Origin of the sequence: Pedobacter kyonggii, from assembly GCF_004310665.1 — a bacterium.
Lineage (GTDB): Bacteria > Bacteroidota > Bacteroidia > Sphingobacteriales > Sphingobacteriaceae > Pedobacter > Pedobacter kyonggii.
Map to the genome: position 1 here is coordinate 171,810 of NZ_SIXF01000002.1, position 21,846 is coordinate 193,655.

Here is a 21,846-nt window from a genome sequence, read left to right on the forward strand (position 1 = left end):
TTTACGGTAATTTGTAAATTGAGTTTAAAAAAATAAAAAGCTTGAAGCGGCTTTTTTAATTTATTAGGCTTATTTTTGCGGCAAATTATAGAACCGCACAGGAGATAAATTAATGCCTGTAAACCTTGACAATCATTAGAAAACTAATATTTTATCAATGACAAACGACAAAAAAGAAATATTCGAAAGCGTAGCACAACGTTTAAAAATTGAAGGTTTTAATGTAGTAAACCGCGATGAAACCCGTCCTTGGGGTGGTTTCTTTGTAATAGATGAAGCCCAGGCGCAACAGTTTGCCGATACTTATTTTGATGGATTAAACGTAGAAGACCTTAAAATTGGGGGTAAATTAAGCCCGAAAATTTTAATTGTTGCACCAAATACACGTCTTTCTTGGCAATATCACCACCGCAGAGCCGAAATCTGGCAAGTGGTAACTGGTACTGTTGGCATTAAAACCAGCCAAACTGATGAAGAAGGTGAAGTGAAAAAATATGCTCCAAAAGATCAGATCAAATTACAACAAGGCGAACGCCACCGTTTAATCGGTTTAGAAGATTGGGGTGTTGTAGCAGAAATATGGCAGCATACCGATGCTTCAAACCCATCAGATGAAAGCGATATCGTACGCGTTCAAGACGATTTCGGGAGATAATAAATAATTAAAAAAGAATCCTGTTCTATGCATTGGAACAGGATTCTTTTTATCTAAACGCTTAATTTAAAGCGTTTTTTCTACACGATTAAAAACTAAACGCCCTCAAACTACGTTTATAAAGCATACACCCTATACATGATTATCTTCATTTTTTTTCTTTGCCATTGGTTTTTATCCCTGTTTAGCCAAACCTTTTTCCTTCACCGTTACTCGTCGCACAAGATGTTTAAAATGGAGCTTTTTTGGGAGCGTTTTTTCTACCTGATATTGCTGATCTCGCAAGGCTCATCATTTTTAAACCCCAGGGCTTATGCCATCCTGCACCGGATGCACCATGCCTATAGCGATACTGAAAAAGATCCGCACTCTCCGCATTTTTTTAAGGATGTTTTCGGGATGATGATCGCAACAAAGAACATGTATATGAATTATCTGCAATTTAAAATACAGCCTGAGCCAGCTTTTCAGGGTAATTATCCCGAATGGCCAATCGTCGATAAGATTGGCAATTCATGGGCATGGAGAATTGCATGCGGACTGTTTTATATTGGTTTTTATGTGGCTTTTGCCAACCACTGGTGGCTATATATCTTATTGCCTATCCACTTTTTGATGGGGCCTTTACATGGGGCAATTGTAAACTGGTGCGGTCATAAATATGGTTATTCTAATCATGATAATGATGATCATAGCAAAAACTCATTACCATGGGATTTTTTATTAATGGGTGAGCTTTTTCAGAATAATCACCACAAAAAACCAAACAGTCCTAACTTTGCTACCAAATGGTGGGAATTTGATCCAACCTATCCGGTAATGAAGGTATTGCACTGGATGCGTATTATAAAAATAAGAAAGGTTTAAGGGCTAAAGTTGAGAGACTAAAGCACAAAGACTAAAGCGGGGGCATGCGCCAGCCACGGTAAATTCATAATACTCACATGGTCTGTGTCCTCACAGACCATTTTTTGTGCCCTCTTTGGTTCACCAAATAAGTGTTAACTTTTCCTGCCACGAAAGCGGAGAACGCTCATAATTAATCTGTTAAGTTTTTCATCCTGAGCTTGTTGAGGGATAGCACAAGTTCTATTTGATAATTTTTTCACCTAGATTTCTGTGTCTTGCACAGTTTTATCTTATTTAAACCTGACAACAGTGAAAATCCGTTTTGTTTGCGGCAGCCTTGAATATGCTGCAGGTGCTTCGTGCTTCAGCATAGCAGCACCTTAAAAAGATTGAAGCAAATGACAGGACTTTCGCAACCGATAGGAACAGGAATCTGCTTTCCAATCAAGAAGAAAATCGAATGCATTTAATTGTTTTTAGCAGGTAAATGTAGAAATGTGGAATTGATTACTCCTTTTACCGATAAAAGTGCAGTGTTTGCCGACTATTTAAATGAGTTGGGGTAAAAAGTATAGGTTATGATTGTAACAAAACGCAATTTGCGTAGACTAATTACAAAAGACTAACTCTTTAACATGAAAAAACTTCTACTACTTACCTTCATCCTTGGATTATTTTTTACCGCGCATGCCCAGTTTACTGGTGGCGGCTTTGGTGGAGGACCAAAAAAATCTACTGTTACCGGCCGTATTACGGCCACTATACTTGATTCATTAACTAAAAAACCAATCGATTATGCAACTGTATCGTTGGTTAATGCAAAAGATAATAAATCGGTGAATGGTGGTGTAACCGATGAAAAAGGGAAACTTACCTTGCAGAACGTATCGCCTGATTCTTATAAGTTAATGATCGGTTTTATGGGCTACAAAACAAAATCTGTTCTGGTTACCACAACCCCGTCTAAACCAGATAATAACATTGGAACAATTTATATCTCATCAACCGAAAATAGGCTGGCAGATGTTCAGGTTCAGGGAACAAAAGCAGTTATCGAAAATAAAATCGATAGGATGGTTTATAACGCCGAAGCCGATGGAACAAATGCTGGTGGCGATGCGACCGATGTAATGCGTAAAGTGCCGATGTTATCGGTAGATGTTGATGGTAATGTTCAGTTACGCGGTGGTGCCGTTCGTGTATTAATTAATGGTAAACCATCAGGAACTATGGCCAGCAGCGTTGCTGATGCATTGAAAATGATCCCTGCAGAGCAGATTAAAAGTGTGGAGGTAATTACCAGTCCATCTGCTAAGTACGATGCCGAAGGTTCTGGAGGTATCATCAATATTATTACTAAAAAATCTAATGCCCAAGGCGTAAGTGGAACGGTTAATGTATCTGCCGGTACCCGTCAAAATAACGGGGCTTTTAACTTAACCGCTAAAACTGGCAGATTAAGCGTAAACACAAGCTTAGGTACAAATTTGGCTTATGCTCAAGATTCGAGAGTTCTATTCGAAAATAATACACGTACCGATACTATTGGTCAAACAACCGTCACTAATATTGTTCAGGACGGGGTTTCTAAATGGAGCCGTAAGGGGTATAATGGTGGTTTTGGTGCTGATTATGATTTTAACGCATACAATAACGTAAGTACCAATTTAAAATACAATAACTTTTCGAACGGAGGCCCTGGAAGTGCAGATTATGTTTTAAATGGTATGCCATTTAAAAATAGAAGTGATATGGATATGGGCTTTAATAATTTCGATTGGAATGTGGATTATAAACACACTACCAAAAAAGAAGGGGAAGAGTTCACTATTTCTGGTCAGTTATCTTCAGGAAGGAATACAACAGCATTCCAAAACGAGATTATTGGTAGTTCATTCCCTGCTGTAAATAATAATAATACAGGTAAAAATAAAGAATACACTATACAAACAGATTATACCTATCCATTTAACAAATCCACCACTTTGGAGGTTGGTGCAAAAGGGATTTTCAGGAACATCAATAGTGAGTTTTCTAATGATGCGAACCAAGATTTTGAATACAAACAAGATGTAGCATCGGCCTACGGTGTAATCAGCTTTAAATTGAGTAAAAAAATAAACTTTAAAGGTGGTTTGAGGTCAGAATATACCAGTATCAATTTTAATACTGTTAAAGAGGGCATCCAAAAAAACGATTACTTTAACTTATTTCCAAGTGCAATCATTTCTCAGACACTTAAAGGGAATGCAACTTTAAAATTGAGTTATAACCGTAGGGTACAAAGACCAAGTTTAGCTTATTTAAATCCTTTCCGTAATGAGAGCGATCAGTTTAATATCCGACAAGGAGAGCCAACATTAAGCCCTGAGTTAAGCGACAACTTTGAATTGGGTTATTCAACTTTTATTAAAGGATCTGTCATTAATGCATCAGTATTTTATCGCCGTACAGGTGGTGTAATCGAAAGTTCTATAATTCCATTAAAAGAAAACGGATTTGAAAAAACATTATCTACCTATATTAATGTGGGGGTAGCACAAACTTATGGTGCTAACGTTTTTGCCTCCTATAATCCAAAGCCAAAATGGACTTTGATGACTAACCTTGGGGTGAATACTTATGAGGTAAGTAATACACAAACAGGTTTAAGTACGGGCACCTTTTTAAACTACAATATATTTGGCCGTTCTGCTTATGGTTTTGGTAAAGGTTACAATTTCGAATTATTTGGGGTGGTAAATTCGCCAAGGAGAACATATCAGGGTAAAACAGATGCCATGGTATTTTATGGTGCATCGTTCAAGAAAGATATCCTGAACAAAAAAGGATCTATAGGTATTAATACTTTAAATCCATTTACCCGCGATTTGCATATTAAAACTGTAAATAATTCTGTTACTACACTTGGAAATAAAACAAGTACCCTTTATCAAAGTACCAACATTTATTACCCATTGCGTTCTTTTGGTGTTAACTTTAGTTATTCGTTCGGTAAACTTAAATTTACGGAGAAGAAAAAAATCAAAAACGATGATGTGAAACAGGATCAGCAACAAGGAGGTATGGGGGGCGTTCAACAATAAAAACCCAATTTAATATACATTTAAGCCTTTTCCGATTTATTTTGGAAGGGCTTTTTTCTTTTATATCACTATTTCTTTTCTGTAAAGCGTTAAAACTACGCTAACCAATTTTTGGCAGTAATATTTTTGCATAAAGTAAGCTTATACGGTTGTTTATGCGTTTTTTGTTGATGTTTTTTGCGCTATTTTGCAGGATGAAGGGGGTTTGTGTAAAATTTTGCACGAAATATGGCCTTATTGATCATGTTTTGTGCGTGTTTTTGGTTCTAAAAATGTTATATTGCATATAACTAAATCCCCTAAACTAAACAATTGTGATATGAGAAAAATCTTTACCTCACTTTTTTTTCTTTTTATTTTACTGATGGGTCAATCCACAATGGCACAGGTAAAAACAATAACAGGAAAAATAACCGCTGTTGATGACGGAGGCCCTTTGCCGGGTGCAAGTGTGAAAATTAAAGGCACCACAACAGGTACCTCTACCGATGCAAATGGTAGTTTTACCATTCAGGTGCCATCACCAAATGCAGTGCTTGTAATTAGCCTTTTGGGCTATAAAACACAAGAGATTACCGTTGGTAATAAAACTACTGTGAATACGGTACTCGCTTCAGATGCGCAGGAACTGCAGGAGGTAACCATCTCTACGGCTTTGGGAATTACCCGACAGGCCAAATCTTTAGGTTACGCCGCACAATCTGTAAAATCTGAAGACCTTAATTATAATCACCAGCCTAACTTGCTCAATGCATTACAAGGTAAAATTGCAGGTGCTACAATTTCGAGCACAGGCGGTGGCCCGGGCCAGGGCGCAAGTATCCGGATCAGGGGAGTTAACTCTATTGATCCTAACATTTCTGGCGATCCTTTATATGTAATAGATGGGGTGCAAATTGATAACTCTACTTCTACAGTTGGGGCTAATCCCGATGGAACCGCATTTGGTTCAAGAGGGGTAACCAACAGGGCTTCAGATATAAATCCAGAGGATATTGAAACCATCAATATTTTAAAGGGAGGTGCCGCTACCGCGCTGTATGGATTAAGAGGTGCAAATGGTGTTGTGGTAATTACCACAAAAAGAGGCAAGCAGGGTGGCGTTAGTATTAATTTCAACAGTAGTTACGGCTTTGATGAAGTGTTGAAATCGCCAGATGTACAAACGGAATATACTCAAGGCGTGTTGGGTGTTTATACTAACCCTCCAGGCGGAATCGGACCGGCATGGGGCCCAACCATTGCTGAAGCGAAACTGATCGATCCGACTCACCCTGATCAATTGTTTAATAACTACGACCGTGCTTTTGGTACAGGTCAGCAAATTAAAAATTCAATTTCAGTTACCGGAGGAAGTGAGGCGATTAAATTTTTCTCTTCTGTTTCGCAGTTATACCAAAAAGGGATGATGCCAAATACCGATAACAAAAATTTCTCGGGACGTTTAAATACAGACTTTACCATCAGTCCGAAATTTAAAGCCGCTGTAAATATGAATTTCACCAATTCTGGCGGATATACTTATAGTGCAGACCGTTTTGGCGAAAGTTTGGCTTATTGGTCGCCGCGTTATGATGTGGCAGATTATCAGAATGCAGATGGTTCGCAAAAATACTTCGGTACCAATAACCCAATCTGGGGTACAGCAAATAACAGATTTAAAGGTGATGTTAATCGGTTTATCGGTGGGGCAAGCCTAAGTTACGATCCTGCAAAGTGGCTTAATTTTTCTTATCGCTTAGGAGTAGATACGTATAATGATAACCGTGTGCGTACTGCCCGAGGACCGATGTATGCTACCGAGGCCATGTATGATAATGCCCAGGGTTTTTATGGTGAATATAATACCAAGTTTAGAACCATCAACAGCACTGTCGTTGCTACGCTTACCTCTAAACTAACAGATAATATTACCGGGACCTTAAGGCTTGGACAAGAACTTTACGACCGTAAATCTAAAGAGATCGGTACATTGGGTAGTATTCTTGGCGTGTACAATTTCTTTAATTTAGCTAATGCAGGCGTGCTTACTCCAACACAAAACCTGAGACAAAAGAGACTGATCGGTTATTTTGGAGAAGCGACTTTTGATTACAAAAATTACCTTTTCTTAACCGTAACCGGAAGAAATGACATCACTTCTACGCTGCCAAAAGCGAACAGATCGTTTTTCTATCCTTCAGCAAGTTTAAGTTATGTATTTTCCGATCAATTTAAATTGCCAACTGTCATTAATCAGGCCAAGTTGCGTTTGTCTTATGCAAGGATCGGAAAGGATGCATCCGAGTATTCTACATTTACCGGATATTCGCCTTATATTTCGCTGCCAACCGGAACAGGTGGTTTAACCATTGCTCCAAATCTTGGTAATCCCGATCTTCGTCCCGAGTTTACCAATACCTACGAGGCTGGTTTAGAGATGTCGTTCTTTAAAAATCGGTTAGGTTTCGATTTTACTTACTATTATTCATTAAGTAAAGATCAGATCATCCAAACACAGATTTCTTCGGCAGTAGGTTATGTAACCAAATCAATCAATGCAGGCGATATCAGGAACAGGGGAGTTGAGCTGGTATTGAATGGTAAACCAATTGTATCAAAAGATTTCAGGTGGGATGTAAATGTTAATTTTTCGGCCAACAGAAACATGGTATTGAGTATGCCTAACGGAATATCAGAAATTGTTTATGGTGCCGCAAGAGGTTACGGCAATGCCGGAGTATCGATGAAACTGATCCAGGGACAGCCATATGGCAATATTTATGGCAGTTATTTTAATCGTTATTACGGAAGCACGGCAGAAGATCCGATTGTACTGGATAAAAATCTTCCATTACTGATCGGAGCAAATGGATTCCCGAGCATTTCAGGTGGCAAACAAAAATTACTGGGTAATTCGCAGCCGAACTATATCATTGGTATGGGCAATACTTTCAAATACAAAAATTTCAGTTTAAATGTATTGTTTGATGCGCGTTTAGGATTTGAGAAATACAACTGGTTAGAAGATTTTTATTCGGCCTTCGGATTGCCTGATTATACAGCAGATAGAAGAGCAGTTCGGGTGTTTGATGGAGTTTTGGCCAATGGACAACCGAACACTAAGCCGGTTTATATGGGGCAGCGGATAGGGCCAGACGGTGTTGATTATGGTGAAGGATATTACCGCATTTACTACCGCAACGTTTCTGAACCGTTTGTAAGTGATGCCTCATGGGTACGTTTACGTTCTGCAAGTTTAACGTATAATTTGCCTCAGAACTGGTTGCCTGCTAAATCAATCAAGAATGCTTCACTATCCGTTACCGGAAATAATTTATGGTTATGGACGAAATATTATGGTGTAGATCCAGAATCGAGTTCTTTCGATTCGGGTAGTAATAATGATGGCTCTGCCGGATTTACCTATCCATCTGCCCGTACAATTATGTTTACACTTAATGTTGGTTTTTAAATAGAATTACGATGCAAAAGATTATAAAATATACATGGTGCGCAGCTTTAATTGCAACACTAGGTTTGCAGAGTTGTAAAGACGATTATTTTGATAAGTTGTCTGATAACCCGAATCAGGTTCCCACGCCAACACTTAATGCATTGTTGGCTACGTCAACTTACAAAATCGGAAATAACAATTTCCTTATCGGAAATATTGTTGCCCCTTATGTGCAATATACCGCCAATCCTTCAGCAAATGCGGCCGGAGATACCTACCAAGCAATTGATTTTAGTACTACCTGGGATGCGCTTTATTTTGCCATGGCCGATGCTAACGAAATGAAAAAACTGGCAGTTGCACAAGGCTCAAGCGAGTATAAAGGTGTAGCCGATGTAATTATTGCCTACAACCTCACCTTGGTAAATGATTTATGGGGTGATGCTCCTTTTTCGCAAGCTTTCGATATTAACAACCTTAGGCCAAAATACGACAAACAACAGGAGGTATATAACCAAGCCATAGTACTATTGGATGAAGCCATTGTTGAACTTGCCAAAACCAATGCAACAGTTAAACTGGCCCCAACAAGTGATTTAATTTATGGAAAAACTCCTGCCACTGAAAGGGCAAACTGGTTAAAAATGGCTTATGGTTTAAAAGCCAGATTATTGAACAAAATAAGTAAAACAAGTTCTTATAATCCTACAGCAGTATTGGCAGCGCTGGGTAATTCCTTTACCTCAAATGCAGATGATGCTGGCATGGCTACTTTTAGAGAGCGTAATCCATGGGCCAATGTGGCATTGTCTAATTCGCAACAATCGCTGGGTGGATGGCTTTCTGAACAGTTTATTGATGCCTTAAATGGTAAAACTTTTACAGTTTTTGATCCACGCATCGAAAAAATTACCGATAAAACCGTTAACAACATTTACATTGGAACCGTAAATGGGGCAGGTAACAGATTGCCTGGTGCGAACACTACAAAAGATGAGTGTTATATTTCTAGTAACTCTCCATGGACCAGCAATACCGCTCCGATACTGATTGTAACTTATGCAGAGCTAAAATTTATCGAAGCTGAAGCAAATTTCGATACCGATAAAACGAAAGCCTATGCAGCTTATTTGGCCGGTATTAGCGCTAATATGGATAAACTTTTGGTTTCGACAACTGCAAGAGATGCTTATCTGGCCGATCCTGTTGTTAATGTTGGCGCTGCGGCCTTAACAAAAGATCTTATTTTTAAAGAGAAATATATTGCAACGTATTTAAATCCTGAGGCCTGGAATGATGCACGCCGTTTCGATTACAAGTACAAGGATTTCGGTATGCCAGCCAACGCTGCGCTTCCAACATTTATCCGCCGCCTGGATTATCCACAGGGCGAACGCAGTAAAAACGGGGCAAATGTTCCGACAGATGTGGCAAGAACAACCAAACTGTGGTGGGATCAGTAACATTCTTATAAAAAACAATAATCAGAGTCCTAACTGCACATCGGTTAGGGCTTTTTTTTATAATTTATCTGCTCAATATCAAGTAATGAAAAAATCGCTGCTTATACTGCTCCTACTAATATCTACCGCTAAAATTTTTGCACAGAACTTTACACTGAAATCAGTTTTAAGTTACCCTTTTCCCACACAATTGGTAGCCTCGCCTGTTGACTCTAAAATAGCTTGGGCCGCAAACGAGCAGGGAAAAAGAAATGTTTATACGGCTGAAGCGCCTGATTATAAGGCAATAAAAAATACAGATTATAATGATGATGATGGGCAAGAATTAACCAGTTTATCTATTTCTGCAAATGGCAAATGGATTGTATTTGTACGTGGCGGCGATCATGGTGGAAGAGATGGCGGACCGGTTAACGCAAATTCATCTCCAGTTGCACCAAAGATACAGGTATTTGCTGTACCATTTGGCGGTGGAAAAGTTATTGCAATAGGTGAAGGCGATAACCCTGTTATTTCACCAAACAGCGAACAGGTGCTGTTTAGCAAAGCGGGTCAGGTGATGGTTGCCTCGATTGACGGATCGTTTCCGGCAAAAAACCTGTTTTACGCAAAAGGTATCAACTCAGGTTACAAATGGTCGCCGGATGGGAAGAAGATTGTGTTTGTTTCCAACCGCACAGATCATTCTTTTGTAGGTATTTATACCAATCAGCAAACAGCAATACAATGGTTAGTACCATCTTTTTCTAAAGATAATGCACCAGTTTGGTCACCAGATGGCAATGCGATTGCTTTTATCCGCACAGCAGGAACAGGTATTGAAACTGATTCGATTTTAACGCGAAAACATCAGTCTTGGGCTATCTGGGCGGTTAACGTAAATACTGGAGAAGGAAAACGGATTTGGAAAGCTCCCGAAACCATCAGGGGTTCTTATCCTTCAATTGATGGTGGTGCCAATTTGCAATGGGCCGACGGTAAAATAATATTCGCTTCATATGAAGACGGTTGGCCGCACTTGTATGCTGTTAATCCCGATGGATCAGGCCGTTTATTGCTTACCCCAGGTAATTTTGCTATTGAAAACGTTAAATTGAGCAACGATAAAAAGACATTGGTTTTTGCAGCAAACACAGGCAAAGAAGCCGATGATTTAGATAGAAGGCATATTTACAAAGTAGCAGTAAATAAGGCAAATATGGAGGCATTGAGTTTTGGTAAAGGCATTGAAGCCTATCCTGTAATTTCGGGAGATAACCGTACTTTTTTCTGTTTAAGTTCCACAGCAGAACGGCCGCTTTTACCAACTGTGTTAAATGATAAAAAGGAAGTTAAACTCATAGGTGAATCACTTATTCCTAACGATTTTCCCATCAAAGAAATGGTAATACCAGAACATGTAAGCTTTAAGGCACCCGATGGCAATACTGTATATGGACAATTGTTTTCCCCCAAAAAAGCAGCTAAAAACAAGCCGGCAATTGTATATGTTCATGGTGGCCCTCAGCGGCAAATGTTTTTGGGTTGGAACCCGATGGATTATTATTCTATCGATTATGCTTTAAACCAGTACCTGGTTAATATGGGTTTTACGGTTTTATCTGTTAATTACCGTTTGGGCATTGGCTATGGTTTTGATTTTCATAAACCATTAAATGCCGGGGCACAGGGAGCCGCAGAATATCAGGATATAAAGGCTGCAGGCGAATGGTTAGCGAATCAGAAAAACATTAATAAAAATAAAATTGGCATTTATGGAGGTTCGTATGGTGGCTACTTAACTGCACTGGCACTTGGAAAAGATTCTAAATTGTTTGCAGCAGGCGTAGATATCCATGGCGTAAATTATAGGTTTAGCAATCCAGGAGCCGAAGGAAAGGAGCCTGCCCCAGATGCTGCACTGGCTGCCAGGGTAGCCACATCATCATCTCCGGTGAGTTACATTAACACCTGGACATCACCAACATTGATTATCCATGCCGATGACGACCGCAATGTTGCTTTTAACCAGAGTGTAGATTTGGCCAAAAGGTTTGAAGATAAAAAAATTGGGTTCGAATTTTTAGTTATTCCAGATGATACCCACCACTGGATGAAGTTTTCTAATGGTTTAAAGGTGAGTGAAGCAACTGCCGATTTTCTTAAAAGGAAGTTAATAGATAAGAAGTAAATATTCTTTTAGTAAGCAAAAACAAAAACGCACTGTCATTCTGAGGGCTAATTTTTTGTATAAAACAATATAAATGACAGAAGATTTTAGGGAATTCTAGGCTGCGAGGCATCGTCATTGCGAGAAGGCTTTTTCTGCCGAGGAAGCAATCTTTATCGCATGGATCATTAACATGAAAGATTGCTTCGTCGTTCCTCCTCGCAATGACAACCTTTCTTTTGGAATCTATCAACGGTTGCTTATTGACGGACAATATTTATTTATTTTATATTGTTAATTTATTGATTTAGTTGACGATTCTTCTATTTCTTTTTGATCCTTTTCAAAATCATCAAACTCAGCGGATTGAAGGAATACCCGCTAATATTGTTTTGAAGCATCACTACGGATTGATCGTAAAAAAGCGGGACAACAGGCGCATAATCCATTACCATCTGATCCATTTTGCGGTACAGCTCAAAACGTTTTTCTTTATCGGTTTCATAATAACTTTTCTCGAACAATTGATCGAATTCTTTATTGTAAAAAGCAGTGTAATTTGGTCCATAAGGGACTTTGTTTTTTGAGTAAAACATGGAAAGGAAATTCTCTCCATCACCATAATCGGCCAGCCATGAACCACGGAAAAAGTTTACGCTGTTTTTCGACATTAAATCCCTTAAGCTGGCACTTGGGCTTACATCAATTTTAACTTTAATACCTACGGCAGTAAGCTCGCCCTGAATAAATTCGATAAGGTCTTTGTAAGTTGTCGTTGTATTTAGGGTTACTTCTCCCATACCTTTACCTTCTGGGAAACCAGCTTCCTCTAAAAGTTTAGCAGCAAGTTTTGGGTTATACGCATACCCTTTAACAGCCAAACTATCAAAACCGGGCATGCCCTTAGGAATGAAACCAGATGTTGCCGCTATGCCAATGCCATTTCTTAGGTATTTAATCAATTTGTCACGGTCTATAGCATAATTAATGGCCTGCCTGATTTTTTTTAAGCGCAATGGCGATTTCTTTACAATCGAAAGATTGGTATCAACCAATATACCTACATATTCGGTACACAGGTATGGGCTTTTGGTTAACATAAATTTTCCTTTGTATTTCGAGGTCATCTTTCCGCTTTTGGTCAGGATATCGTCGCGGTAACTGCCATCAACATTATAATAGAAATCCAGATCCTTTTTCAAAAAACTCATGAAACCACTTTGTTTATCGGTGATGAAGCTGGCTTTAACGGCATCAAGATAGGGTAGTGCCATCCCTTTGGTATCTTTCTCAAAATAATGCTCGTTTTTTAGAAGCACCAATATTTCGCCTTCTTTCCAGTATTTAAATTTAAAAGGGCCGGTGCCAATAGGATGGCTTCTGAAATCTTTACCATAATGTTCTACAACTTCTTTAGGCACAACAGAGCAGTATTGTGTAGTGAGTAAACTCATAAAAGGTGGGAACGGGCGCACCAGCTTGATTTGGAAAGTAGAATCATTTAATGCGATAAAATTATGCTTATCCTTCACTTTATCACTAAAAATCCACCCGCCTGATGAGGCCACCTTTGGATCGATTAAGCGATAAAAACTATATACAAAATCACTCGCAGTTACTTTGCGGCCTTTCCCATTTTTAAAAATAGGATCATCATGGAAGTAAACATCATTACGCAGGTTAAAAGTGTAAGTTAAGGCATTTTCCGAAACCTGCCAGCTTTTGGCTATACAGGGCAGTGTTTGCAAGGATGAATCGATCTGTACTAAACCATTAAAAATCTGGTTGGTCATCCAGATGGCATTCTGGTTGCGTGCAAAGGCCGGATCAATAGAGGTTAAACCCTGATCGAGATTAATATTAAAGACTTTTTTGTCCTGATGATCAGTATTTTCCTTACATGAAAAGAACAAGCTTACACAGAAAAACCAAAATATATAATTAAATGAGCCTCGCATGCGAATAGGAATGTTATTTTTGCACAAATTAATAAATTTAATGCAGATGTCTTTTTTAAACGATTTATTTATCGGCCTCGATGCTGCTCAACAAGAAGAATTACAGGAACGTTTAGATTTAGTGGAGCACAAGATTAAGTTTATGGATAAAATGCCTGTAGCCTGCTTAGATACGAGCAACAATCCGGAATATTTTTTATCAGAAGAAATTTCGCTGGCAGGTGGAATGATAGAGGCTGATATACTAAGCGCTGTATTTATTATTTATTATCAGCCGGGTAAAACTTTAACCGATTTAATGAGAGAAGTACCTGCGGCATTAAATACCGATTGGCAAGCAGTGCAAAACAATAGAGTCATTTTATTGAATGACGATGTTAACCGCGAAAGAACTGCTGAAAATGCCGTTTCGCTAATAGAAGATATCGCCGAAATGTTACACCCGGGTTCTTTTATCTTTGGCCACGAAGGTGATAAATGGATCAGGTTTGGAGCTTAGGGATGTGAGATGTTAGATATGAGATGGATTAGAGATGGTGTTACTGAATTTTAATCCGCTGGGAGGATTTGCAACTTTAGAACATTCCAACCTTTCAACTTCTCAGCTAAAAAAATATCACATTTTCTGTCAGATAGGAATATCTGACAGCACGAGAAAACCTCCCACCCCTCTACCTTCCAGGCTTCAGGCCTCTCTGATCTGGTATTCTTCTATTTTACGGTAAAGTGTAGTTAAGCCGATCCCCAGTAATCGCGAGGTTTCTGTTTTATTCCCTTTGGTATGGATGAGTACCTTTTGAATATGCTGCTTTTCTATCTGTTGTAAATTGTAATTGTTTTCTATCGGTGCAAATTCAAAAAATTCAGGAGGTAGGGCGGTAGCGCTTAAAGTACTGCCATCTGACAGGATTACCAACCGTTCAATTACATTCTTAAGTTCCCGTATATTTCCTTTCCAGCTATGATCGCTCAATATGGATAAAATTTTATCATCCATTTTGGGTGCTGATCGGTTTACCTTGTCGGCAAATTCTTTTAAGTAATGTTTTGCCAATGCGGGGATGTCGGCTTTCCGGTCGCGTAACGGCGGTAAGGTAATGGTAAAGACCGAAAGTCGGTAATAAAGATCGGAGCGGAATTTTCCAGAGTTCGCATCCGCTTTTAAATCCTTATTGGTAGCCGCTAAAATCCGAACGTTTACCTGTTGCGTATGGGTATCGCCAACTTTAATAAAAGTCTGGCTTTCGAGTACACGCAATAATTTTGCCTGTAAATCGAGGTTCATCTCGCCGATTTCATCCAGTAACAATGTGCCGCCGTTCGCTTCTTCCAATAGCCCTTTTTTGTCTTTATTGGCTCCTGTAAACGCCCCGGCTTTGTATCCGAAGAGTTCGCTTTCCAGTAAATCAGGGCTAAAGCCACTGCAATTTAAGGCCACAAATGGTTTTGCAGCCCTAGGACTTTCGTAATGGATAGATTGAGCGAAAACTTCCTTGCCAGTTCCAGTTTCGCCCAATAACAAAACAGTAGTATCGGTTGTACTTACTTTCTTAGCCAGATCAATCGCTTCCTTTAAAGCTTTTGATTGACCGATTATGGTTTCGAAGCTGTGTTTTTTGGCGATCTTGTTTTCCAGGTCGGAAACCCTGCGCTGCAGATTTGATTTATCCATCGCCTTGTACAAAAGCGGAATAATTTTGTCGTTATCATCGCCTTTTACCAGATAATCAAATGCCCCGTTTTTAATCGCCAAAACGCCATCGGCAATGGTGCCATAAGCAGTAAGGTTAATAATTTCTACGTAGGGTTTTATGGCTTTAATATCCTTAACCAGCGCAACCCCATTAACATCAGGTAGTTTTACATCGCTAATGACAATGCTAACATCGTTGCTTTTAAGCAATTTAAGGCCCTCTTTTCCAGTATTGGCCTGCAGGGTTTTAAAGCCTTCTAATTCTATAATCCTGGAAAGTAAACTACAGATTTTCTTTTCATCATCGATGATGAGCACCATGCCATTCATAGGTAAAATTTATGCTGCAATATTAAGTATAAAAATATCGAAAGATGATGAGGTGGATAAAATAAACGGCTCAGGCTCCCAACTCTTCTTCCTCGGTCTGTGTCCTCACAGAACGAAAGGATAAATATTACAAATTGGCTTTGCAAAAGAAAGGAGTGGTCAGTGAGGACACAGACCACGGGTTGAGATAAATGATTTTTCGTAAAAACGGCGTAAGACCTCCGACTACGCTCAGACTGACAAATGCATGGTTATCTTTGGTCTTTAAGCTTTTGTCTCCCGACTCTGGACTCCCAACTCCAAACTAAATTGTACCTTTTTCGTTTCCGAAGCATTAAAGTAAAAGCTTTTTGAGCATATTTGGTTTTTGCAAAACAAATTCTATGTTTAAGAGACTAACCGCAATATTCATATTTTGCTTTCCAGCAGCTTTTTGTGCTGCCCAACAAATACGCCCAGCCAAATCTTCAGAAATTTATAGAGATATAAAAACGTTAAAACATCTTCCGAAAGTTTTATACCTGGCTGCTCACCCCGATGATGAGAATACTGGTTTATTATCTTGGTTAATCAATGATCAAAATGTAGAAACGGCTTATCTGTCGCTTACCAGGGGAGATGGCGGACAAAACCTTTTGGGCACCGAACAAGGTGCAGCCTTAGGCCTGATCAGAACACACGAACTTTTGGAGGCGCGTAGATTAGATGGGGCGCAACAATTTTTCACCAGGGCAATTGATTTCGGCTTCTCTAAAAATACCAAAGATACATTTAAACAGTGGGATGCCGATAGCATTACAGCTGATGTAGTTTGGGTGATCAGAAAATTCAGGCCCGATGTGATTATCTGCCGCTTTCCGCCTACTGCCGCTGCGGGTCACGGACAACATGCAGCTTCTGCTGTTGTTGCAGAGAAGGCATTTAAGGCTGCTGCCGATAAAAATATGTTTCCAAATCAGCTTAAATATGTTGCTGTTTGGCAACCGAAAAGACTATTGTGGAATACCTTTAGGTTTGGTTCGATAAATACCACAGCCGAAAATCAATTAAAGATAAGCGTTGGTCAATATGATGCACAATTGGGAATGGGTTATGGTGAACTGGCTGGATTAAGCAGAAGTTTACACAAAAGTCAGGGTGCAGGAACACAATCTGTGGCTGGTATGCGCTCCGAATATTTTACAAATGTTCTGGGTGATCCTGCTAAGCGCGCTCTTTTTGATGGCTTAAGCGTCAACTGGTCAGATAAAGGTGTAGGGGATATTGATGAACTGATCGATATTATCTTGTTATCTTTCAATTATAACCAACCCGATAAGAGCCTACATGGACTGTTAATGTTAAGAAAGAAAATTGCAGAATTGCAGGATGTAGCCTTGAGAAAAGATAAACTTGCGGCGATCGATAACATCATTTTGAGCAGTGTAGGTTTTATGGGTGAGGTGGTAACCAATCAACCCGAAGCAATTGCCGGCAACAGTTATAATTTCCGTTTAAACTTAATTTCAAGATCAGCCACCCCTGTTATCATAGAAAGTGTGAATTGGTTAAACCAGACAGATAATTTAAATAGAAAGCTTGCTAACGACTCGCTGATTACTATTGAACGTAAAATCCAGATTCCTGCAGCTGTGCAACCTACCGAGCCTTATTGGTTAGCCAAGCCTGCAAAAGATGCGGCAACATTCAGCGTAGCTAACGATACTTTAATCGGGCTGCCAGAAATGCAATCGCCTGTTAATGTGCTGTTGTCACTGAAAATAGGATCGGAAAAATTTGAAATCAGATTGCCCTTATCTTATAAAAAATTAGATCCTGTTAAAGGTGATGTTGTAGAAGGCCTCAGGATCATTCCCGCGCTCGATTTAAGTTTTAGCGAGCCAGTTTATTTTGCTAAGGACAAAGAAGCTTTAAATGTTAGCCTTCGCTTAAAGGCCAACAAGAACATTAATTATGGTAAGGTTAGTTTCAAGATCGGTAACCAGGTAGTGAAAACCTTTCAGGGAATCAACCTGGCCGAGAATACCATCAATACGATGAATTTCCTTCTTCCAATTGAAGATCTAGCCAGAATTAAAACCAGCCAGAATAAATTAGAAGCTGTTTTCTCTTCAGAAGCGAATGAATATTCAAAAGGCCAGGTATTAATTCAGTATCCTCATTTGCCCACCCTACAGTATTTTGTTCCGGCCACAACGTGGTTGATTAAGGGAGATGTAAAGGTACTGGCCAAAAAAGTTGGGTATATTGAAGGGGCCGGAGATCTGATCCCTGAGTTTTTAAGACAGGCAGGTTTGCAGGTTGATGTATTAACGGAAGCTGACATCCTAAACTCAACAAAACTGGCAACTTACGATGCCGTGGTAACTGGAGTAAGGGTAATCAATACCGAAAAAAGAATTAAAAACTGGCAAACTGCTTTGCGCGGTTATGTAGAAAACGGTGGGACCATTGTGATGCAGTACAATACCGCACAAGATATGGCACTGCAGGATTTTGGTGTTTATCCGTTTAGCATCAGTGGTAAAAGGGTGACCGAAGAAAATGCAGAGGTTAAATTTTTAAAACCTGAACATAAACTGTTAAACTACCCAAACAAAATTACTGCTGAAGATTTTAAAGGATGGGTGCAGGAGCGTGGTGCTTATTTTCCTGATAAATGGGATGCTAAATACGAACCGCTGTTCGAGATGCACGATACCGATGAAGAGCCGCTTCAAGGGTCGACACTTTACGCGAAATATGGCAAAGGGAATTTTATTTATACACCTTTAGCTTTTTTTAGGCAATTACCTGCCGGAAATGTTGGTGCAGCCAGATTGTTTTTTAACTTTTTATCAGCCGGGAAGTGATGAAAAATCAATTCAAAAACTGGAATACCTGGTATATTATACTCGCTTTGGCGCTGGTATTTCAGATTGCATTTTATTACCTGTTTACTAAATTCTGGGCATGAGTAATATCGATTGGGCGGTACTGATATTTACTTTGCTTGCTGTGGTAACCTATGGTGTTTTTATTGGTCGTGGGCAAAAAAGCAATGCTTCCTATTTAAAGGCCGATAATAAAATGCCCTGGTATATTGTGCTATTGGGTATTATGGCTACGCAGGCCAGTGCTATTACTTTTTTATCAGCGCCAGGGCAGGCTTATACCGATGGCATGCGCTTCGTGCAGTATTATTTTGGTCTGCCGCTGGCGATGATTGTTATTTGCATTACTTTCATCCCGATTTTTCAAAGGTTGAATGTATATACCGCCTACGAATATTTGGAAAACCGCTTCGATAAAAAAACAAGGGTTTTAACTTCGTTGCTGTTTCTGTTCTCGCGGGGATTATCGACAGGGATCAGCATTTATGCACCAAGTATTATCCTCTCGAGCGTTTTAAACTGGAATATTTATTTAACCAACGTACTTACCGGAGGGATTTTGTTGATTTATACCTATGTTGGCGGTGCAAAAGCAATTGCACACACACAGAAACTTCAGTTTTTGATCATTTTAGGAACAATGGCCTTTGCCGGATATCTTTTGGTGCAGCATATGCCTAATGGAATCGGATTTAAAGACGCACTTTACCTTGCCGGGAAATCGGGTAAATTAAATGTAATTACCACCGAATTCGATTGGAAGGATAAATACAATATCTGGAGTGGTTTAATCGGAGGCTTTTTTCTCGCGCTTTCTTACTTCGGGACAGATCAGAGCCAGGTGGGAAGATACATTACCGCGAAAGACAATACCAATGCAAAAATGGGATTACTGTTGAATGGACTGGTTAAAATCCCGATGCAGTTTGCTATCCTGTTAATCGGTGCATTATTGTTTGCTTTCTTCTCATTAAAGCCTGCACCGATTTATTTCAATGAACGCTCCTATCAGTACTTAAAAGAAACTCAGCCTCAGCAAGCGGCAGCTTTCGAAAAAGAACATAACGCTTTAGCGCATAAATTTAACCAGCAATCAAAAAATATCCTGGTAGAAAAGCAAAAGCAATTACCGTCTCTAAATTCTTCGATAGAAAATTTTAAATCAACACAAAAGCAGGTAAAAGAACTGCATGGCAGGGTAGAAGAGGCAATAAACAAATCGAATTATAACGCAGAGAAAACCGATACCAATTATATCTTTTTGTACTTTGTAAAGAACACCCTTCCCGTTGGGATGATCGGTCTGCTTTTCGCCGTCATTTTTTTGGCCAGTTGGGGATCTATTTCTGCAGCGCTGAATTCACTTGCTGCCTGTTCGTTAAAAGATGTACACCTCATTTTTGGTAAAAAAGAAGTAGACGACGAGACTGAATTGAAATATAGCCGTTTACATACTTTGGCCTGGGGTATTTTTTCAATAGCTGTTGCCATGTTTGCTACACAGATGGGCTCGCTAATCGAAGCCGTTAATGTACTGGGCTCGCTTTTCTATGGACCAATTCTTGGTATTTTTTTAGTGGCATTTTATTTTAAAAAGATAAACGGACCTATCGTATTTATTGCAGCCATCTTATCCGAAATTGCCGTTGTTGCAGTATATGAGTTCGATATTGTTTCATTCCTTTGGCTCAATGTAATCGGCGCAGCAGCAGTAATTATGTTTTCGGTAATTGGCCTCTTGTTTTCTAATCCGAAAACCGTAGTCGACAAATAGATTTAATTTTACGTGCAGCAGATATTTGCTCCCCGGGCACAAACCTAAAATTTAATACCTTTATTTTCGACAAAATAGATAACGCTAAATATGAACGAAGCTTGGGTTGATAGGTGGAATGACCGATACAGTGCCGATGAGTTTGCTTATGGCGAACAGCCGAATAACTATCTAAAAGAACAGTTGATGCAGCTCGATACCGGAACAATACTTTTTCCGGCAGAAGGCGAAGGCCGAAATGCTGTTTTTGCCGCTAAACTCGGTTGGAAAGTTTCGGCCTTTGATATCAGTATTGAAGGAAAGAACAAAGCACTTCAACTCGCAGAGAACAATAACGTTAGCATTGATTACCAGATGGGCGAACTTCAGGAGCTGGACTATAAAGCTGAACAGTTTGATGCCATTGCCTTAATTTATGCACACTTTCCATCGGCGATTAAATCAACTTACCATAAAACACTGAGCAATTATTTACGCAAGGGCGGTTTGCTTATTTTTGAAGCTTTTAGCAAGAAACATCTTGATTATCTTGCCAAAAACGAAAAAGTTGGCGGACCAAAAGAAATTGATATGCTATTTTCGATCGAGGAAATAAGAACTGATTTCGAAAATTATGAGATTCTGGCGCTTGAAGAAAAAGAAATTGAACTGAATGAGGGCTTGTTTCATAACGGCCTGGGCTCAGTAATTAGATTTGTTGGAAGAAGGAAATAAAGCGGTTTGGTCTGTAACTGAGAAAAGAGTTCAAAAAACAGTGAAGTTTTGCACAATTTTTTAGACACTAGGATTATAGTTTTTATCAACCTAAAGCCATAAATTCGTAAAATCAAAAACAACAAAAACAGATAAATATAATACTATGAAAACGATGATTAAATCAATCGCATTACTATTTACAGCAATTACTATTTCTGTAAGTGCAATGGCACAAGATGCGCAGCCTAAACCAAGTCCTGCGGCTACAGCAACAGGAAAAGTAAAAGGTGCAACCATTACCATCACCTACAGCAGCCCTGCCGTAAAAGGACGTAAAATCTGGGGCGGTTTAGAAGCCTTTGATAAAGTATGGCGTGCAGGTGCAAACGAGGCTACTACTTTCGAAACCGATAAAGATATCCTGGTTGAAGGTAAACCTTTAGCAGCAGGGAAATACAGTTTCTTTTTAATCCCTAAAGAAAGCGGAACCTGGACAGCTATTTTTAACAAAGAACCAAAACAGTGGGGTGCCTACAAATACGAAGAAGCTAAAGATGCTTTGCGTGTTGATGTTAAAACCAAAGCCTTAAAAGCTACACAAGAACGTTTGGTTTATAAAATTACCAAAAGCGGATTCGCTTTAGAATGGGATAAAATTTCTGTTCCGGTTAATATTAAATAATTAGCTAAGATTACTTTAGAGCCGTCCATGTTTTACATTAGGACGGCTTTTTTTTGCCTTTTTTGAAAATGACTGGGTTGTAATTCTTGGCGGCTTGCAGTCGCGCTTTCCATTTCTCCCGACTTTACGTCGGGATTCATTGCACTCGCGTTTAAGGACAAAGGTTTGTACACCTGCAACTCAACAAATAAAATGCTGCTGC

Annotated in this window: 13 protein-coding genes; 11 read left to right on the forward strand and 2 right to left on the reverse strand. The window is 39.3% G+C overall.

What is annotated here, in order from left to right; translation table 11 throughout:
- The first annotated feature begins 157 nt into the window (after positions 1-157).
- From EYS08_RS03305 to EYS08_RS03330, 6 genes are all read left to right on the forward strand, one after another.
- Positions 158-655 (forward strand): cupin domain-containing protein, encoded by a 498-nt coding sequence (locus EYS08_RS03305; RefSeq protein ID WP_025142534.1) that lies wholly within the window; start codon positions 158-160, stop codon positions 653-655.
- A 138-nt stretch (positions 656-793) separates the two neighbouring features.
- Entirely contained in the window at positions 794-1,522 is a 729-nt protein-coding gene (locus EYS08_RS03310; RefSeq protein ID WP_131028430.1) for an acyl-CoA desaturase, read from the forward strand.
- Positions 1,523-2,139: 617 nt separating this feature from the next.
- Positions 2,140-4,590 carry a TonB-dependent receptor domain-containing protein gene (locus tag EYS08_RS03315; RefSeq protein ID WP_131028431.1) on the forward strand — a complete coding sequence of 817 codons (2,451 nt, stop codon included), beginning with the start codon at positions 2,140-2,142 and terminating at the stop codon, positions 4,588-4,590.
- A 319-nt stretch (positions 4,591-4,909) separates the two neighbouring features.
- Positions 4,910-8,044, forward strand: a complete 3,135-nt coding sequence (locus tag EYS08_RS03320; protein ID WP_165456357.1) for a SusC/RagA family TonB-linked outer membrane protein — start codon at positions 4,910-4,912, stop codon at positions 8,042-8,044.
- Between the two features lie 11 nt (positions 8,045-8,055).
- On the forward strand, positions 8,056-9,489 hold the full coding sequence (locus EYS08_RS03325) for a SusD/RagB family nutrient-binding outer membrane lipoprotein (RefSeq protein ID WP_131028432.1): 1,434 nt from the start codon (positions 8,056-8,058) through the stop codon (positions 9,487-9,489).
- Between the two features lie 85 nt (positions 9,490-9,574).
- Entirely contained in the window at positions 9,575-11,659 is a 2,085-nt protein-coding gene (locus EYS08_RS03330) for a S9 family peptidase (protein WP_131028433.1), read from the forward strand.
- A 302-nt stretch (positions 11,660-11,961) separates the two neighbouring features.
- Here the strand turns inward: EYS08_RS03330 and EYS08_RS03335 are convergent, their stop codons facing one another.
- Positions 11,962-13,596 carry an ABC transporter substrate-binding protein gene (locus tag EYS08_RS03335; RefSeq protein ID WP_131028434.1) on the reverse strand — a complete coding sequence of 545 codons (1,635 nt, stop codon included), beginning with the start codon at positions 13,594-13,596 and terminating at the stop codon, positions 11,962-11,964.
- Positions 13,597-13,642: 46 nt separating this feature from the next.
- Between EYS08_RS03335 and EYS08_RS03340 the strand changes: the two genes are divergently transcribed.
- Positions 13,643-14,095 (forward strand): substrate-binding domain-containing protein, encoded by a 453-nt coding sequence (locus tag EYS08_RS03340; RefSeq protein ID WP_131028435.1) that lies wholly within the window; start codon positions 13,643-13,645, stop codon positions 14,093-14,095.
- Between the two features lie 186 nt (positions 14,096-14,281).
- On the opposite strand, the gene EYS08_RS03345 is transcribed toward EYS08_RS03340, so the two are convergent.
- A complete protein-coding gene (locus tag EYS08_RS03345; RefSeq protein ID WP_131028436.1) occupies positions 14,282-15,619 on the reverse strand; it encodes a sigma-54-dependent transcriptional regulator in 1,338 nt (445 codons plus the stop codon).
- A 383-nt stretch (positions 15,620-16,002) separates the two neighbouring features.
- Between EYS08_RS03345 and EYS08_RS03350 the strand changes: the two genes are divergently transcribed.
- From EYS08_RS03350 to EYS08_RS03365, 4 genes are all read left to right on the forward strand, one after another.
- On the forward strand, positions 16,003-18,471 hold the full coding sequence (locus EYS08_RS03350) for a PIG-L family deacetylase (protein ID WP_131028437.1): 2,469 nt from the start codon (positions 16,003-16,005) through the stop codon (positions 18,469-18,471).
- Between the two features lie 100 nt (positions 18,472-18,571).
- Complete coding sequence (locus tag EYS08_RS03355) at positions 18,572-20,266, forward strand: sodium:solute symporter (RefSeq protein WP_131028438.1); 1,695 nt, start codon at positions 18,572-18,574, stop codon at positions 20,264-20,266.
- 90 nt (positions 20,267-20,356) lie between these two features.
- Entirely contained in the window at positions 20,357-20,980 is a 624-nt protein-coding gene (locus EYS08_RS03360) for a class I SAM-dependent methyltransferase (RefSeq protein ID WP_131028439.1), read from the forward strand.
- 145 nt (positions 20,981-21,125) lie between these two features.
- On the forward strand, positions 21,126-21,644 hold the full coding sequence (locus EYS08_RS03365) for a DUF2911 domain-containing protein (RefSeq protein ID WP_131028440.1): 519 nt from the start codon (positions 21,126-21,128) through the stop codon (positions 21,642-21,644).
- Positions 21,645-21,846: the final 202 nt, after the last annotated feature.

Coding starts and splice junctions, on each gene's coding strand:
- EYS08_RS03305 (WP_025142534.1), top strand. CDS start 158: ATGACAAACGACAAAAAAGAAATATTCGAAAGCGTAGCACAACGTTTA.
- EYS08_RS03310 (WP_131028430.1), top strand. CDS start 794: ATGATTATCTTCATTTTTTTTCTTTGCCATTGGTTTTTATCCCTGTTT.
- EYS08_RS03315 (WP_131028431.1), top strand. CDS start 2,140: ATGAAAAAACTTCTACTACTTACCTTCATCCTTGGATTATTTTTTACC.
- EYS08_RS03320 (WP_165456357.1), top strand. CDS start 4,910: ATGAGAAAAATCTTTACCTCACTTTTTTTTCTTTTTATTTTACTGATG.
- EYS08_RS03325 (WP_131028432.1), top strand. CDS start 8,056: ATGCAAAAGATTATAAAATATACATGGTGCGCAGCTTTAATTGCAACA.
- EYS08_RS03330 (WP_131028433.1), top strand. CDS start 9,575: ATGAAAAAATCGCTGCTTATACTGCTCCTACTAATATCTACCGCTAAA.
- EYS08_RS03335 (WP_131028434.1), bottom strand. CDS start 13,596: ATGCGAGGCTCATTTAATTATATATTTTGGTTTTTCTGTGTAAGCTTG.
- EYS08_RS03340 (WP_131028435.1), top strand. CDS start 13,643: ATGTCTTTTTTAAACGATTTATTTATCGGCCTCGATGCTGCTCAACAA.
- EYS08_RS03345 (WP_131028436.1), bottom strand. CDS start 15,619: ATGAATGGCATGGTGCTCATCATCGATGATGAAAAGAAAATCTGTAGT.
- EYS08_RS03350 (WP_131028437.1), top strand. CDS start 16,003: ATGTTTAAGAGACTAACCGCAATATTCATATTTTGCTTTCCAGCAGCT.
- EYS08_RS03355 (WP_131028438.1), top strand. CDS start 18,572: ATGAGTAATATCGATTGGGCGGTACTGATATTTACTTTGCTTGCTGTG.
- EYS08_RS03360 (WP_131028439.1), top strand. CDS start 20,357: ATGAACGAAGCTTGGGTTGATAGGTGGAATGACCGATACAGTGCCGAT.
- EYS08_RS03365 (WP_131028440.1), top strand. CDS start 21,126: ATGAAAACGATGATTAAATCAATCGCATTACTATTTACAGCAATTACT.